We start from the raw sequence: 17,321 nt of genomic DNA, 5'->3' as shown, positions 1-17,321 counted from the left end.
GCCTATTGCTCCCTTTCTTTCGTGAGCATTTGTTGCGACATCCAAAGATCATCTACTTTTCCTTGAACATCTTGAAAGTTTTGATGTAACGCCTGGATCATGATATCTCGATTTTTTGAATTGATCGCTTCGATATAAAGATCGTGATTTTTCAAAACTCGTGCAAAATCATCGGACTTTTCTTCTAAACGCATGCGCATAGAAAGAAGGATTAAACTTTCCATAACAGGTTTTGCATTATTCCATATCAATAGGATATAGGAATGATCAATCGAACGAATTATCGTTTCATGAAACAATACATCCTGATAAGAGAATTCATCAGCATCATTATATTTAATGGCAACTTCCATCATTTCGCGTATTTTACTTAGCTCTTTTACTAATTCAGTGGTATCCATTTTCACAATACGTTCATAAACAAACGTTTCGATGACTAAGCGCACATCATAAATTTCCTTTATATCCTGTTCCGATAAACCAACAACAACCGCACCCATTCTTTCTAATCGAATAATGTTTTCAGTTGCCAATATTTTTAATGCTTCACGAATAGGGGATCGACTTACTTCAAATTCTGCTGCTAATTTATTTTCTGATAAAACGGTACCTTTTTTTATCGTGCCTGAAATAATTCGAATTCTAAGCTCGCATGCTAAACGAACACCTGTAGAAGCGCTCGCAATCCATTTTGAAGGATAGAGATATTCCATTGATTCACTCATCATTTCACTTCCTCATCCGGTAACCGGAATACTTGTATACAAGTATATTAGTTCAACTATATTGAAATGTAAACGCTTTTATACATTCATTTTTTTTCGGATACATTTTTAGGAGAGATTCTAATCATGGCACATTTGAACTTCTAAGCGGTTTAATCATTATTTAATTCGTGAATAAGGGAAAAAAGTGAAGATGCACAGACGTCAACAAGTCACATTTTGTCAAACGGCGAATAATATAAGGAGGAAACAATTTGGGTAAAAGAATCATACCCATTCGGATATTCACAAATTAATCAGTAAATTTTAAAGTAAATTTCCTATCTGCCCCAATAAAATTATGGTTACTTTCAAGATGGTTCTAATCAAAAAAACGTAAAGAAATAGCACATTTATTAATAGTGATAAACCCGCAAACATATTATTACAATGAATAAATTAAGACGTATAATCTGAAAAAAGGAGTGGATATATGGACCGAATCAAGATGAAAAAACTCAATAAACAGGCACTATTGTTTGTGGTGATTAATACGGTAGTTATATTTAATCTCGTATTCGATTTCTTCCAATTTTATGTAGATAAGTAACTTATCCTTATTTTTTGTGGTTTCATACTCTGATAGTATGGTTACATTCGGACAATTGTTTGTGAATTCATGAGTTGAAATTTTTAAGCAAACTTTATAAAACATACCAAGTAAACGATGTGATGGACAGTTTTAATGATTAGCAAAATGATGCCATTGTCCATATTAGATAGAAAAAGCGTGTGAACCCTTTACTATCAAAGGGTTCACACGCTTTTTCATTTGCGAATTACATCATAATATTTCATAAAATAATGGTCTTTACAATTCTTTATGGAGGTCGGAATATTATTTTGAAGGGTCCATTGATGAGTAACATCTTTAAGAGCTTTCACATAGTATATTAGCAAAGTATGTATGAAAGTGTATAAATCTGGGCAAACAGGCTTGGAATGGCTAATCAGTATATCCTATTTTTCAATCTTCGACTTCTACAAGATTCAAGAAATAAAGTGATCCTTATCCCCATTATTTCTACAGATAGAATAGAAATAAAAAGGGCTTTGTAACTAAAGGGACAACTTCATTCCCTTCTGAATATGCTATCATTCAAATTGAAAACCATTTAATTTATATATGTATATCATAGTGCTGACATCGTATAAGAATCAATCGATTGGTCGGACTTCTTTTATGTCATCAATTTCTATAGTAAGCTGATCTAATTTATGTTCCAAAGAATTAATAACAATTAACTTCGCAGCCAATTTTTCTTCGAAATCCAACGATTGTCCTAAAACATCTTTTATTTGATTTTCTAATTGCAAAAGCATGTCAGAATCAATAGTAGGTGTACTAGATGAAGAGAATAAACCTATACCATCATTCTTCTCGCTCAAACTTTTTTCTAATCGTGTAATGGCATCTTTGTACTTTTCATTTTGTTCTGTTAAATTCATTATTTCATGTTGGAGCTTTTCTAAAGCTTTTTCTTTTTCTTCCATTTCTTTTATCATATACTGTCTATCTTCTTCAGACTGGATACGGTCATTGATACTTATATCCAATTTTTCAATCTTTAAATACACTTTTTTATTTGCTTCTTGAAAGAGTTCAACAAGTTTGCTGTCGTGCTGTTCTATAGTAGTTTTATATTCTGCAAGCTTTTGATTAAGTGAAAGAACTTGTCTATCCTGTTTTTTGTTTCTATATTTATCAGAATTGAGCCCGTCTTTTAATGTTTTTATTACTTCAGTCAACTGCTTGTTCATCTGTCTTAAATCAGTTTTAGTTTTCTGCAAGTTATTAATAGAATTCATTGACGTTTTTATCTGAACTTCCTGTAAATGAATACGTTCTTTAAAATCGCTAGTCTGCCTTTCAAGTTCTTTATTTAACTTATACACCTCTAGAGATAGTTCGGCTTTATCGTTCGTTAAATGAACATTTTCTTGTTCAAGTTTTTCTATTAACGAATGGTCAAAGTTATTTTTGTATTTTTCAACTTTACCTTTATATTTAGCTAGTTCTGCCTTAAAATAAATAATCGTTTGTTGAAGTTGTATAGGATCGTTATTTTTAATATTTCCAGTATTCAAGTTATTACCCCCCATCACAGATATCCCAAAACAAAGGCTGCTGGTATCTTCATTCGTGAAATCAAGTATGTTGACAATACTATTGATTCATTTGGCAACGATATATTTGTGGGTTAAGGTCAAAGCTGTTAATAATTCAATTTATGTATCAATTTAATCATTTCATTTGCGTAAGAGGGAATACATAATTAAAGGATGATGATTTAAACTTTACCTTTTAGTAGTGTGATGATCTCCTCAAATTCCTGTTTGCTACCCTCAATGATATGGTCAAGATCCTCCAAAATTTTATTATTAGAAAACCCATCATCTTCTCTATCCATTTCTCCATAAGTTCGACTATTTCCATTCATCAACAAATAAGTAATCAACATATTTAATGTACTATTCTCCAAATAGACGAAACTGTTGTTACCCTCTTTTGGTTCGTTAATCTGATCTTTCATAAATTGGCGAATTCCTTGCTTTATTAATAATTCTTGCTCTTTTCCTTCTAAATTACTCACCTTCATCCCCCTTCTTACGTATAGTCCCATTTATATTAATCGGATTAATCACAGCTACCCCATCTTTCATTTGATCACTGTAAGTAAACCCAATGATACTGCCTGAATAAGATTCTTTAGGTGACCAATTGATCTGGAAATTTGAAAATGAAATTTTCTCATTAGGTTCAATAGTTTTATTACCCAAAGGCTTAAGCCAATATTCTTCCCTATTCTTTTTTTCATTTATTCGTTCCCATCCATCTGTAACTTTCGATGACTTTTTAGCATTTTCATATACGTACTTTCCTGAAAAAGAAAAAAATGATTCTATTGGAATTTTTAAGTATATATAAGGATTTGTAATAGACTGATTTCCCGTATTAAGTATATGGAAAGATCCTAGACATAAGCTCTCCTGCTCAGGATCGTGGGAAATGTTCATTGAATAAGTAAAATAGCATATTAAACTATTTTTGACGGGCACCTCACGTTCAGCTATTATCCTTTTTATTTCAGTCAAGTATGTATTCGTTTGATGATGAAGCTTTTTGATTTTCTCTTCTATATCATTCTTATCCTTTTTCATCAATTAGCACCCCTTTTACAAAAAATGAAGAGAGAAATATTCTCCCTTCATAATATGGTTTGTACTGACGCTTTATACGCGTGGGAAAACAACTGGGCATTGTAGTGGGCGAATTGGGGCAGGGCATTCAGGTTGAATATCATCTCTAGGCTCACAGAACTCAGCTAAGAATTCAACAGTTACTGGAAATATCGATTGAATGCTCTGGCAAGTAACTACGGAAATCGTTAGAGCACTAAATGTGATTATACCTCCCTCACCTCCCATGAGTGTACCAGTCGTACACACGAAACAATCTAGATCCGTATACGTAATTTCAACATCTGTTCCTTCAGGCGCACATAATGTAACTTGCTCACAACGGGAAATCATCAATGCTGCAGAAGGTACACTAGTCAACACAGTTCCATCTGCTAAAGTCACGATAAGTGTAATAATGAAATTCTTACGAATATTTAACTGCTGGAGAGTAACTTGAGTCCCATCAATGATAAATGGACGATCGTCACGGGCTAGGATTTCAATCGGAAGTGCCGGATTAGGGTTCACTTCACATGTAACAGTCGCACCTAAAATAGGTCCAGCAGGTACTGAACCAGCAGGTGTAAATGTAATGACAGCACCTGCTAAAGAAACGTCGAATGACCTTTCTTTAACAATCCAGTCGTACACCTTATCCACATTGATACAAATTAACTCTTGACCACCATTTAAATTTTTATATTGCATATTTTTCACCTCCAAAATTTTTTTGCTTACATTCTAGAATACGAAGAAAAAAATCAAGGAGTTAGGTAGAAAACTTGCTTTTCTAGATATTTAAATTTTATTGTAGTGGGAAAGAGGTGAATAATAATGAGCGATTAAAAATCATTTTACACTTTGCCGGTTGTTAAACCACTTGTAAATCTGACTATTTTACGCAGAAAAAAATAATCCTATACTAAACGGTACCTGCGAATGATAAGTGCCTGCAATTCAAATGTTTACATCCTTGGACATGAAGCAACTAGTAAAACGTAGAAACTAGAATAATTTAAAACGGCCTTTTAGGACGTGCTAAATAGAAAGGGGTTATTCACATTTTTAAGAGAGGGTACATGTAGCTAAATCGGATCTTTTTGAGGAAACGAGGACATAATAACAACCTGAGCAAAATGTGCAACTATAGCGATTAAATATTAATAATCTTATCCCGTCATCTAGACTATTTGCACATTAATATTGCCCTTTTGTTTCCCATTGTTAACTTCAAATTGAGGCATTGAACGAGGTACTAATAGAGTACATTAAACTAATTAAAGATTTATGACTATATTTCCAACTAACTGAAAAGCATTTAATGACATGGACATTGGAGCATTTGTACTAAAACCTACAGGGTAATTGGGATCTACAGTATCTGTAACTGAGCCCCAAGGTAAAGCTATATCAAAAATATTTCTAATTACCTGTATTTGGCCGTTTGAAGGAACAGATGCACCAGCATCTCTGAAATCAACATAAACTGCAAGTCTACCTGGGTTTGGGTTAATAATTTCATTTTCTTCAATAATAATAGGTAAAGCTTCAGTAAAATCGATAGGAATAAAAATGATTGAGCTGCCAGATCTATCTTGGTGGTCAATTATATTTCGTAACACAAATAAAGACACATCATCAAAACGAAATAAATTAAACAACACAAATTGCGAATGCCTTATGGATGTATTATCTTGTATAGTAATGGTCCCTGTAAATCCACTTTCACCATCTTCAAAAGTCATAGCTGCCCGACTTTCTGGTCCACCTTGAAATGTGTTTTCACTAATATTGGTTGTACCTTGTGCGTTAAAGATGTGCAAAGAATTCCGGTTTCCTGTATGAATAAACATTGTTTCGGAAATGGTTAAATTTTTCGCCCGAATAAATGCATTTCGACGTCCTCCTTCAATAATAGAAACCCTGATGGTAATGTTTTCATAAAGTACACCAAACGATTTAAATGGAATTCCTAATAATGCGTTATCCCCTGAAGTCGTAGAAGTAGGACCTATAAAATGAAGATTTTCAATTGTAACATTGTCTGCTTCAATCCTAAGACTTGTCGTATTAATAAGGCTATCTGGAAAAGTGACTGTTGTTTGATCTACTATTAATCCTCGCAACGTCAACGGCTTATCAATTGAAAGGAATGAAGGAGGATTATACTCCCCTGGAAATACGATTAAGGTATTATTATCTTCTGCATCCGCAACAGCTTCTTCGATTGTCGGATAAAATAATACCTTCTCAACATTGAAAACGCCCTGTCCCTGAACTTCACATGCAAGTCCATTCGGAAATATTTTAGCATCAGATGGACAAAATTGGCACTCAGTAGAAATACTTCTCAATATTAAAAGACAATTTTGATTATTACAGACGAGAAATTCTTCACATGCTTCATCACACGGTAGGCAAATAAGATCTCCCTCCGCAATGTCACCACAATCCCCATCAGCCGAGAGAACTTCATATATACATGCCCTTTCTTTACTAATAGTAGGGACAACAATATGTCGTTGAATCCAGTCATATACTCTAGAAGCTTTAGCGCAATAAGTTTCTTCAAAAGGTATAATTATGTCATTTCTTATTAAAGTTTGTTTTTCTTCACCATCTGTTGATTTTACTTCGATAAAATTTAGTTGCCCCTGAATTGACTGACCAATTGGAAGACACTGCCCAGATATATCCTGTAATCTTGGTTTACAAAATTCCCCGTTCATTAATACGTTTACATTTGTTTCTGATTTTACATCCTGACAAAAGCTGATAGAAATTATTAATTGATTACACATATTGTCTACGCAAACCACGTTAGCATAACATCTTACATTTGTGATTTCACAATTAACGGTTGTTCCTGGTGGTGCACATAAGAAATATCCCTCCGTTAATGAGAATGGCTCTATCACACTTGACCCATCCATTAACTTGACTGTAACAAGTCCTGTCGTCAATATTTTCACTCTTTGAAGTAGTACTTTTGTACCGTCAGGTAGAAATATTGTTTGTTCTGCACGGCCTCCTACTTGAAGTAGTTCTACACACGATGTTTCAGATAAAAAGCACTCATAAACACTTGAACTGGAATTCGTAAAATCCCTCCTAATTCGCACTTGTTTTTTTTTCATTACCTCACCCTTTTCATATTGGGAACTCTTATAGTAATTCCCTTTTACTATATATATGAAATTAATAGTAGAGTCTCTGGGATGTAATAACTTGATTTATACACCCGTGAAATTGTTGTATGCAACGTAGGAGAACGAAAAGACGTAGTTTTAGTTCAATGCGAATTCTCATCTGTTAAACGAGACCTTGTAACTGCAAAAATACTCCAAGCCTACTGATGGCCTTAATTTAATAATGTAGCAACTGATGAGCTATTACTTACCCTAAGTTTAAGAGACCGTTAAATCAAAAGGATAACCACTATGACAATTCCTTAGCAAGAGCTAAATTTCTAGTTGATTACAGAATCTTAGCCCTAAATAAAGTTGAATAAGTTATGTATTATTCTTGTCCATTTGTTGGACGGGTAAAAACCCTGGCTTTCTATTATAAAGGACTTTTCTTTGGAACTCTTAAATCATTAGTTTTAACACTCTGCTTTTCCTTACAACTCTTGTGGTATTAGAATTTATAATGGATCATTCTACACCCTATATTAAAAAATGAAGAGAGAATATACTCTCTTCATAATATGTTTGGTGCCCATTATACGCTTGGGAAAACAACTGGGCATTGTAGTGGGCGAATTGGGGCAGGACATTCAGGTTGAATATCATCTCTTGGCTCACAGAACTCAGCTAAGAATTCAACTGTTACTGGGAATGTCGATTGAATGCTTTGGCACGTAACTACCGAGATCGTTAGACCATCAACAAATGTGAGCATACTTTCAGGATCTCCCGAAAGTGTACCAAACGTACACACGAAACAATCTAGATCCGTATACGTAATTTCAACGTCTGTTCCTACTGGGGCACACAATGTAACTTGTTCACAGCGAGAAATCATCAATGCTGCAGAAGGTACACTAGTCAACACTGTTCCATTTGCTAAAGTCAGGATAAGTGTAATGATAAAATTCTTGCGAATATTTAACTGTTGAAGAGTTACTTGAGTCCCATTAATGATAAATTGACGATCGTCACGAGCTAGGATTTCAATCGGAGTTGTTGGATCTGGGTTCACTTCACATGTTACAGTCGCACCAGCAAGAGTTGCGTCATCAAGGGTAATCGAAGGTGTAAATGTAATTGTAGTACCAGGAGGTAGAGAAACGTCAAACGACTTTTCTTTAACAATCCAGTCGTACACCTTATCAACATTGATACAAATTAACTCTTGACCACCATTTAAATTTTTAAATTGCATATTTTTCACCTCCTTAAATTAGTAACTTACATTCGTAGCATACGTTGAAAAAAAAAAAGTGTTTAGGTAGTAAGCTTACTTATCTCCATATTTATTAATTTTTACGTGTAAAGCACACGTTTCTATCTAAACTGATTAAAGAATTGGGGATCTCTATAAATAATAATTTTTCTTTTATAGATGATGACTATTAGCAACTTTGGATTATACCTCCATATAGAGAGATCCATAATAAATCTTGTGTAAGCAATTTGTCCCTTATTGAAAACATGATTAACAATGCTTTACTAAGATAATAAATTAATTTGAAGTTCACATTTTTATATTGAAAGTGAAAAACTCTTAGAATTTCAAATATTTTTAGTATGATAAAAAACCGTGCCTTCCTCAAGTTAAGGTAGGCACGGTTTGAAATTATTAATTTATTCAATAACTATGGGAAAACAACTGGGCATTGTAGTGGGCGAATTGGGGCAGGACATTCAGGTTGAATATCATCTCTAGGCTCACAGAACTCAGCTAAGAATTCAACTGTTACTGGGTATATCGATTGAATGCTTTGACACGTAATTACCGAGATCGTTAAAGCAGTAAATGAGATTGTATCCTCAGCTACTTCGAGTGCACCTGTCGTACACACGAAACAATCTAGATCCGTATACGTAATTTCAACTTCTGTTCCTACAGGGGCACACAATGTAACTTGCTCACAACGAGAAATCAACAATTCTGCATTTACTGGCTCATTACCCTCAACTGGTGGAGCACTAGTCAACACCGTTCCATCTGCTAAAGTCACGATAAGTGTAATGATAAAATTCTTACGAATATTCAGCTGCTGAAGGGTAACTTGAGTCCCATCAATGATAAATGGACGATCGTCACGGGCTAGGACTTCAATCGGAGTTGTTGGATCTGGGTTCACTTCACATGTTACAGTCGCACCTACAATATCTTCATCAGGTACTGAATCAGCCGGTGTAAATGTAATGGGAACATCAGCTAAAGAAGTAACGTCAAACGACTTTTCTTTAACAATCCAGTCGTACACCTTATCAACATTGATACAAATTAACTCTGGACAATTAATCGGTTTTTTATGTTTCATACTTTAAACACCACCTTATTTTTTCTTGCATTCTACTATACGTTGATAAAAAATAAAGGTTTAGGTAGAAACCTTATTTAAGGAAACGTTTATGCTCACCAAATAAGGAGAACTTGTCTCTATTAATAACAAGCTCTGTCTACATATTGAATTTTTCTATAAATCCATATCTTCCTTTCGCTCACTAATGGCACTAGCTTCTTTCATGTTCAAACAAAGCACTAATACGCCTATTTCAACTTGTCACGTATTTATAACATGATTAATATTATAATACTGTACAAAGAAGGAGTGAAAATTATTGGGAAAATCTAAGATATATTCCACTCAAGACATTGACATACTGAAGCAGAAAATCGCAACATATAAAGACACCTTAGAAACATTGAAAACAGGAAATACAGTTGATGACTATCTCTTTATGAAAACCGAATTTAATGGGTATAAAAATCAAGTTACACATTTAAAAGGAGAAATGGAATTACTAGACGAAAAACAAAGTATACAAATAGAGGAGTATAAGCAAAAAGAAAAAAAATTTTCAGTTCAGATTGATTCCCTTAACCAAACTGTCGGTGAGTTAAATCAAGACATTTCATTAATCATGAAGAAATTAACGAATAATGAAGTTAAAAATATTACAGAAACAGTAAATTCACAAGATTCCTTACTAGCAGATACAAAAAATGAAGTCAGTGAGATGCATACAAGAAAAAAAGATACTACTCCCCCCATAGAACATATATCAATTTCTCCTATTCAAAAAAACAATCTCCCATTATCTTATAAACAACTACAGAAATTTATAAATAACGCAAAGGTTATTCAAGAACCAAATACGTTAACTCCAATAGAACTTATAGATATACGCAATAAAGATCAAGAAGAGCAGGCACACTATAATAAGAACAGTTTTCCATCTCATGGATATACACCTACTCAATTTATTAAAGGACTAAACAAAGGGGTAAACTCAAAGACATTTAATACTATCCGTTTAAAAGAGGATTCTTTAGTAAAAGACAAGAAGAATTTAATTACACCTACTCTCCCATTAAAAGCCAGAAAACATTCTACTAAAATTATTTTCCCTAACAATAAACCATTTAAAGAAAATACTACCATCACTAACACAATTTCAGTGCCCCCTATAGATGAGAAGAAAGTAGATTCAATTGATGTTCCTGCTAAGCCTGCAGAGATTATCGAACAAACATTTGATGTTCCTGTTGAAGCTGCAGAAATTACCGAACAAACATTTGATGTTCCTGTTGAAGCTGCAGAAATTACCGAACTAACATTTGATGCTCCTGTTGATGCTACAGAGATTATCGAACAAACATTTGATGCTCCTGTTGAAGCTGCAGAAATTACCGAACTAACATTTGATGCTCCTGTTGATTCTACAGAGATTATCGAACTAACATTTGATGCTCCTGTTGATTCTACAGAGATTATAGAACTAACAATTGATGCTCCTGTTGAAGCTGCAGAAATTACCGAACAATCAATTGATGCTCCTGTTGAATCTGCAGTGATTATCGAACAAACAATTGCTCCTGTTGAATCTGCAGTGATTATCGAACAAAAGTTTGATGTTCCTGTTGATGCTGCAGAGATTATCGAACAGACATTTGATGTTTCTGTTGAACCTACATTAATTAACGAGCAGTCATTTTATGTTCCTATTGAAACTACAATCATTAACGAACAGACAATTGACGTTCCTGTTGATTTGTCAATGATTAACGGACACACAAACAATGTTTCTATTGAAAAGAAACAACAAGAAAATAAAAAAATTGGAATTTTTAATTTTTTAAATTTTTTCAAAAAGAAACCGCACTATGGAAACTAACAAAGTGATAATTTCAGATTTACTATTAAAAGAAGTAATCGAGCACGCACGTATCCACCTTCCATATGAATCTTGTGGGCTGTTAGCTGGTACTAACAATAAAATATGTTCATTTTGGAAGTTGGAAAACGAGGTGAAATCTGAAAATCGTTTTTTTGTTCAAAAGAAGGTAGTAGAAAAAACTCTTAATAAAATTGAAGAACGGAGCGAGTGTGTTATCGCCATTTATCACTCACATCCAACTACATCAGCAATACCTTCTAGTTATGATATTTTTAGTCACCCTGATCAAGAAGTAAAAATGGTGATTGTTTCTTTTAAACTAGAAATCCCAAAAATAAAATGCTATAACATTTTAAAATCAACTTATTTTGAATGTCCTATTGTAATAGAAACATTGAGTTAGCCCTAACTTTATAATTTTAATTGAATATACTAAATCAGCAAGGGAGGTGATTAATGTGAAAAAACAACAAAAAGTAATATTAAAATCTACCAAGATTGATAGTAATAATAGCTCTAAAGAACCTATCATAATAAACACTACTTCGAGTGGGAAAAGAGTAATTCAAAAACGAAGAGGAGGAGGGTGTTGTGGAAGGTAGAGTTTAAACACTCTAGGTAAGGAAGGTAAGGTATTCTTTAAATACACTTCTCACAAAAATGAAAGTTATTATCGGGAGGTGTGACCTTCCTAACCAAATCAACCAAAAAATAGATACTATTTTAAATACAAAAACTCTAAATTTCATATATTCATACTTTTTCAATCTTGTCTTGTTATGTCTATGTTTTTTTAACCGAATTTCATTGTTTATTTAGCTAGGCATCTTGAAACTGGGTTTTTAAATTAATGATTTAATGATTCTGACGAGATACTCTTACATTGCATAACCAAAACTTTTTAGGTATATTATTGCGAATTATTGGCATAGTTTTTATTAGTGATACCCTTTCTATCCCCCTCCTCATTTATCCTTTCGTGTCTTTTCTTAAGACTAGAAATAACTTGTTTTCGTCCTCTTTTTTTTTGACAATTTTTCTAAAGTTAATCCCCTTTGAAAACTATACTTTAATATGTCCACTATGAATTACTCTACATAATTAACTAAGTAGTAGAGTTTAATCATTCAAGTAGTAACTTTCAGTAATGAATATCTTATGTTGCCTATTTAATTTTTTTGTCCTGAAAATTAGAATTTATAACAAAAGACTACCTCCGATTTGGATGTAGTCTTTTCCTTTGCACCATTTATGAACTATAAATTTTCTTAGAACAAATGAATGAGTGTAATTTAGTTGTAATATGAACTGACCAACAGATTGACTTCATTTCGTTACGGTTATTCGGCCATTATCTGTCTGTAACTTAATCAAATTTTTCCCTTTACCGTAAGTTGCACGGTTTTTCTCTTCGTCAAAAATGGTGATTTTCCCGTTATCCGTTTCTGCATCTATTATCGCGTTAGTCGGCACAGATTCAGTTTTTATTTCTATACTGCCGTTGTCTGTTGCTAAATCAATCGGCCAGTCTAACTTATTTGTTATCAAGGAGATTCTCCCATTATCCGAATTCCCCTTAATTTCACCTTTGACATGTTCCAAAATAACTTTACCGTTATCGGTTTCAACATTAACAGTATTGGCTTCTATATTTCTTAACCGTATCTGACCATTTTCCGTCTCTAGCAAAACCACATCTGTTTGTATATTTTCTACATTGATTCGCCCGTTGTCACTATTAACTTGGATGCTTTCATATTGTTTCTCTGGAATACTTACTGTCAATTTCAAGTCAAAAGAAGGGAAACCAAACGAAAAGAAAAATCGGCGTCTTTCTTTAAATTGAACAGAAAGCGTTTCTCCTTTTACATCCACATCAAATGTGTATTTTGACTTTTTACTTGTATCACCTGAATATTCCACTGTTGCTACTGAACTTTTAGTTGGTATAATTTCTACTGCAGTATTATTTGTCAAAATTTCAATGTTCGTAAATGAATCTTCAATAACTTTCTTATCGCTGTTCTCCCCAAAGACATCATTACCTTTGAAAGTGAACATAATTCCACCTGTTATCACTAGCAATAGAACTAAAAAAATGACCCATTTATTTTTTAACATCATTCTCTGTAAGACCCCTTTTTTAAGTTTGTAATAACCGCAATCGGTATGAATTCATTGCCGTTTCGCCGAGTTGGTCAAGCAAATTATAATTGGCAAACGCGCCAATCACTGCCCCGATTCCAGGTAGCACTTGGAACATTTTCACTAAATCAATGTAATCACGGTATTCCTGTTGAAATTCACGCCAGTCCATATCGGCGACCACATATTTTTGTTGCTGCCAGTTTTCAATGATCAACAATGTTTCTTTTCGTTTTTCCTCGCTTGAAAAAGCCAATAGGAAAATATGCAGAATGAACAGACGTTCTTCGGAATCGTTCGTATCGAATCCATACACAGCAGCCACTTCAAACAGAAACTTCATTTTAATGGATAATAGCAACGGAAAGTCAGCTACTCCAAGTAGGATTCCCCCTGCACCTGTTCCAGCACCTTCAATAACAGCTGTTTTTCTGAAGGTTGAAAGCTTTTCCTTAAATAGCTCGTCGCGCTCATAGAGACTCATACTTGTTAATGACCGTTTTTTCGTCGTCAAATTAGAGCCTACAAGCGTTGCTTTCACCATGTTTTTGATGCTTTCTGTCATCACTTTATGAAACTTTTCTGGTAGAAGACCATTTATTTTCGTCTGTGCAGTCTTAGCTGCACGGCTTATAGGACCTGATTGTCTTGTCATTTTCTGTTTCCAAATTAGCAGTTCTTGTTCTACTTTCAGCGTATAATCAATCATATGTCTCCCCCTTGTGCACACCACAATCATTTCGTTAGTTTAAGTATAGCCTTTTAGTGATTCATTCAAATGGACCTAGGAGGTATTTACATCTAAGCCTTGAGACTTAGTAGCTAAATTTTCATTTAGCTCTGTAAAAAAATTAATATAATAAGGCCAAGCGTGTTAAAAATACCCTCTATTAATAGCTATGATGATGATGAAAAATATTGAAAAGAAAATCTTTATCAGTTAGGTAAGCCTGATACAGACCTTCTTTTTTTGTATGGATTAACTACTACGGAAAACAAAGGTAGAACTTATTTCATTCAGATGGTTTTGGGATACCCACAAGATAGAATAATTGTAGGTACTGCCCTCAATTTGAATCGGTTTTGGGTACCTGACGATTAAAGCAGCTTGACCTTCCATTTCTGGTGGTTGGTCCATTGACGGGAAAATAAAACATGCTTCTTGTTGTTGGATTTGTGCTTTAATGATGCGAGGTGCGGAACCATATGGATATAGTCCATGGTACGCTTCATTGAGGCAAACTTCGTTAATCATTTCATCTGCAGAAATCGCTGAAAGTTGAAAGAAGCCATCGAGACCTTCATATCTTTCCTCTCTTATTCTTTCCCAATGTGAAGGGTATTGAAATTGAACGTTATAGACAGTACTGGTATAGGTTTTCTTCATAGGAACAATTGGACGAGAGGACCATTGCAAAGACGTAATGAATGCAACTTCTCTTAATCTAATCGGTACAGGATGCAAGATGTCAATCATCCATATCTCACTAGCCGTTCCATTGTTACAGTCCGACAGATAGGCAATTTTCCTGCCATCTGGGGACCATGTAACAGGAGTGGCAAAGCAATTTGATATGGCTCTCGTCAAGTCGTTTTCCCCTTCTTTTCCACTTGTTCTGATTAGAGAGAAATATCCAACGTCTTCAAAAGCAGTAGCACTGTAAGCAATAGTCGAGGAATTAGGAGACCATACGGGAAAATAGTTTTTAGCAAGGGGACCGCCCCTTACTTCAAATATGCTTCCCGTTGAAATTTCTAAAGTGTAAATAATGGAGATGCTAGCACCAGGGGTTGTATAAAGTACATTCAATCCATCAGGGGAAAGACGCACATCATTAAAACTACTTCCAGTGTTTTGAGTAATTTGTCGTTTATTTGCTCCATCGGTTTCAATACGGTAAAGCTGACTAATTCCTGATGCATCGGGCGCTTGGAAAAGCAATTCTGTACCGCTCGGAAACCACTGGACATCAGTGGCACCAGGTTGGTTTACTTTTTTAAATTGATGTGTATTAATATTGTACAAAATTACATCATTCTGCTTCGTATAAGTTAGTATTTGACTGTCCGGTGACCAACTTAAATAAACACCTAAGCCTTCACTAAATTGATCAATACTGCTAATTCCACCTTCAGATACATAGAGTACATACAGAATTTCATTTTTTCCTACAAAAGCTATTCTTGTGCTGTCGGGAGACCAAAAAGGAATTGAAAAGGATTCTCCTAAACCGTTTGTGAATTGTACATTCTCACCATTACTAGGGTTATACAGCCATATTTCATAGTCTCCCCCTACGTTGGATGTATAGGCAATTAAACCTTGATCCCCGGGAGGTGCATATGGAATGATTAAACTCATACCTGGAAAAATGATATTCGACGGTAGTAGGTTCACTTCCCTGATTAGATCAGGATAACTTAGTCCATTTGTTATTACATTAAAACGTTTAGCGATTTGAAAAAGTGTGTCCCCGGGTTGAACAACGTAGTATGGGCTACCTGGAGGGACTTTCAACAGTTGGCCCACTTGTATGATATACGGAGGATGAAGTTGGTTTTCTTCGATAATAACGGATTGTGGAACGCCGAAAAATTGAGCAATTTTATAAACGGTATCTCCTGTCCTTACACGGATGACATCAACACCGGGAGGAACGGAAAGCTGCTGACCTGCATAAATCGTGTAAGGTGCTTCCAAATTATTCGCAGCAATAAGGGACTCAACCGGCAGCTCCCATCTCCTCGCTATTTGATACAGCGTATCCCCGGGACGGACTGTGTAAAAAATTTGCATCCTTAACCCCCCCTATCATTTAAATTAAAGAAATTTACGTTTTCATCTCTACTTTCGTTTTTTACCAATACTTAACTTATCGCGAGAAGAAGTAGAAAATGCATGCCGCAAACATTTATCCGTAAAATATAAGAATGAAAAAAAGACTACCTCCCATTTTCATGAGAAATAGTCTTTTTGCTTACACTTTATTAAAGAACTGCAAGTCCGGATTTAGAATTGTACATTTTTATGCCCTATATTTTATAGCTAATCCTTTTAAGAAATTTCTAGCGTTCTGATCACCGCACTCTTTATAATTCTTATGTCCTTCTTTTCTTAAAAAAGCACTTAATTCCCCTTTTGTTATCACTACTCCTGAAGTTTCTACTATATCAAGCATATCCTCACTTGTTAATGACAGTGCAATTTTCACTTTCTTCAGAAGGAGATTATTCGCTCTTTCCTTTGTCAGTGCAGGAATTTCAGGTTGTCCTGGTTTCGGCTCTTGTTTTCCTCTTTTGAAAATAATAAAGCCGTTTAAAAATGTCTCTAACATCGCATTATCAAGTCTAATATGATTTTCATCTTCAACTGCATCAAAAATACTGTCAGCTTCATCATCGTAATCGTCAGGTGATTTTGTCAGTACCTTCAGCACTTCATCTTTTGAGAGTTCAATGCCGCCAAGTTTAAAGACTTCTACCATATCTTTATTTTTTATATCTAGCGCATATCTTAATCTGATTAATATATCATTATTATCCATCAATAAACCTCCTATAACATTACCTATTTACACAACCTCAAGTTCTTAACGAAGAAAAAAGTATTACTTAAAACTAAGTACCCATTTGTGTGTTTATAGTATTTATTCAAACCTAATAATAGCACATAACTTAATTTAAAATCGACAGCTCTATAAATGCATTCATTTCATAGCCTTATCATAACCATGTACATTTATCCTCATATGACAGCAGGAAAAAAAAGGCCTTTCCCCAATTAGTTAACTGATAAAAGACCTTTTCTAATAGATGAGTTTCGTTTGTAACAGGCTAAAACCCGATATAAATATGGGTTATTAATCCTTATTAC

15 protein-coding genes are annotated in these 17,321 nt (G+C 34.3%); 3 read left to right on the top strand and 12 right to left on the bottom strand.

Annotated features, from left to right (window positions below; translation table 11 throughout):
- Positions 1-2: 2 nt before the first annotated feature.
- The 8 genes from E2636_RS02445 to E2636_RS02410 all read right to left on the bottom strand — a co-directional run bounded on the left by E2636_RS02445 (position 3) and on the right by E2636_RS02410 (position 9,441).
- A complete protein-coding gene (locus E2636_RS02445) occupies positions 3-725 on the bottom strand; it encodes a GntR family transcriptional regulator (protein ID WP_134208689.1) in 723 nt (240 codons plus the stop codon).
- 1,197 nt (positions 726-1,922) lie between these two features.
- On the bottom strand, positions 1,923-2,852 hold the full coding sequence (locus tag E2636_RS02440; protein ID WP_134208687.1) for a coiled-coil domain-containing protein: 930 nt from the start codon (positions 2,850-2,852) through the stop codon (positions 1,923-1,925).
- A gap of 203 nt (positions 2,853-3,055) precedes the next feature.
- Positions 3,056-3,358 carry a hypothetical protein gene (locus E2636_RS02435; RefSeq protein ID WP_134208685.1) on the bottom strand — a complete coding sequence of 101 codons (303 nt, stop codon included), beginning with the start codon at positions 3,356-3,358 and terminating at the stop codon, positions 3,056-3,058.
- The gene (locus E2636_RS02430) at positions 3,351-3,926 is read right to left on the bottom strand and encodes a hypothetical protein (RefSeq protein WP_134208683.1); all 576 of its coding nucleotides are present in this window, start codon (positions 3,924-3,926) and stop codon (positions 3,351-3,353) included. Before E2636_RS02430 ends, E2636_RS02435 begins: the two co-directional genes overlap by 8 nt.
- A 72-nt stretch (positions 3,927-3,998) precedes the next feature.
- Positions 3,999-4,655 carry a BMQ_0737 family morphogenetic spore coat protein gene (locus E2636_RS02425; RefSeq protein WP_134208681.1) on the bottom strand — a complete coding sequence of 219 codons (657 nt, stop codon included), beginning with the start codon at positions 4,653-4,655 and terminating at the stop codon, positions 3,999-4,001.
- A gap of 569 nt (positions 4,656-5,224) precedes the next feature.
- Positions 5,225-7,084: a BMQ_0737 family morphogenetic spore coat protein gene (locus E2636_RS02420; protein WP_134208679.1), complete on the bottom strand. Its 1,860-nt coding sequence runs from the start codon at positions 7,082-7,084 to the stop codon at positions 5,225-5,227.
- A gap of 586 nt (positions 7,085-7,670) precedes the next feature.
- Positions 7,671-8,333 carry a BMQ_0737 family morphogenetic spore coat protein gene (locus E2636_RS02415; RefSeq protein ID WP_134208676.1) on the bottom strand — a complete coding sequence of 221 codons (663 nt, stop codon included), beginning with the start codon at positions 8,331-8,333 and terminating at the stop codon, positions 7,671-7,673.
- Between the two features lie 433 nt (positions 8,334-8,766).
- Positions 8,767-9,441, bottom strand: a complete 675-nt coding sequence (locus tag E2636_RS02410; protein ID WP_134208674.1) for a BMQ_0737 family morphogenetic spore coat protein — start codon at positions 9,439-9,441, stop codon at positions 8,767-8,769.
- Between the two features lie 301 nt (positions 9,442-9,742).
- Between E2636_RS02410 and E2636_RS02405 the strand changes: the two genes are divergently transcribed.
- From E2636_RS02405 to E2636_RS18855, 3 genes are read left to right on the top strand one after another with little or no spacing between them, the layout of a single operon-like run.
- Complete coding sequence (locus E2636_RS02405) at positions 9,743-11,299, top strand: hypothetical protein (RefSeq protein WP_134208672.1); 1,557 nt, start codon at positions 9,743-9,745, stop codon at positions 11,297-11,299.
- Positions 11,289-11,705: a M67 family metallopeptidase gene (locus tag E2636_RS02400; RefSeq protein ID WP_134208670.1), complete on the top strand. Its 417-nt coding sequence runs from the start codon at positions 11,289-11,291 to the stop codon at positions 11,703-11,705. Before E2636_RS02405 ends, E2636_RS02400 begins: the two co-directional genes overlap by 11 nt.
- A 55-nt stretch (positions 11,706-11,760) precedes the next feature.
- Positions 11,761-11,904: a hypothetical protein gene (locus E2636_RS18855; protein ID WP_166669469.1), complete on the top strand. Its 144-nt coding sequence runs from the start codon at positions 11,761-11,763 to the stop codon at positions 11,902-11,904.
- A 724-nt stretch (positions 11,905-12,628) separates the two neighbouring features.
- On the opposite strand, the gene E2636_RS02395 is transcribed toward E2636_RS18855, so the two are convergent.
- The 4 genes from E2636_RS02395 to E2636_RS02380 all read right to left on the bottom strand — a co-directional run bounded on the left by E2636_RS02395 (position 12,629) and on the right by E2636_RS02380 (position 16,992).
- Complete coding sequence (locus E2636_RS02395) at positions 12,629-13,426, bottom strand: DUF4097 family beta strand repeat-containing protein (RefSeq protein ID WP_134208668.1); 798 nt, start codon at positions 13,424-13,426, stop codon at positions 12,629-12,631.
- Positions 13,427-13,445: 19 nt separating this feature from the next.
- Positions 13,446-14,156 carry an EcsC family protein gene (locus tag E2636_RS02390; RefSeq protein ID WP_134208666.1) on the bottom strand — a complete coding sequence of 237 codons (711 nt, stop codon included), beginning with the start codon at positions 14,154-14,156 and terminating at the stop codon, positions 13,446-13,448.
- A 270-nt stretch (positions 14,157-14,426) separates the two neighbouring features.
- Complete coding sequence (locus tag E2636_RS02385; protein WP_134208664.1) at positions 14,427-16,244, bottom strand: LysM peptidoglycan-binding domain-containing protein; 1,818 nt, start codon at positions 16,242-16,244, stop codon at positions 14,427-14,429.
- A 229-nt stretch (positions 16,245-16,473) separates the two neighbouring features.
- The gene (locus tag E2636_RS02380) at positions 16,474-16,992 is read right to left on the bottom strand and encodes a YehS family protein (RefSeq protein ID WP_134208662.1); all 519 of its coding nucleotides are present in this window, start codon (positions 16,990-16,992) and stop codon (positions 16,474-16,476) included.
- Between the last annotated feature and the right edge of the window lie 329 nt (positions 16,993-17,321).

The organism is Paenisporosarcina antarctica, from assembly GCF_004367585.1.
Classification (GTDB): Bacteria; Bacillota; Bacilli; order Bacillales_A; family Planococcaceae; genus Paenisporosarcina; species Paenisporosarcina antarctica.
This window is presented reverse-complemented; position numbering and strand designations above follow the sequence as displayed.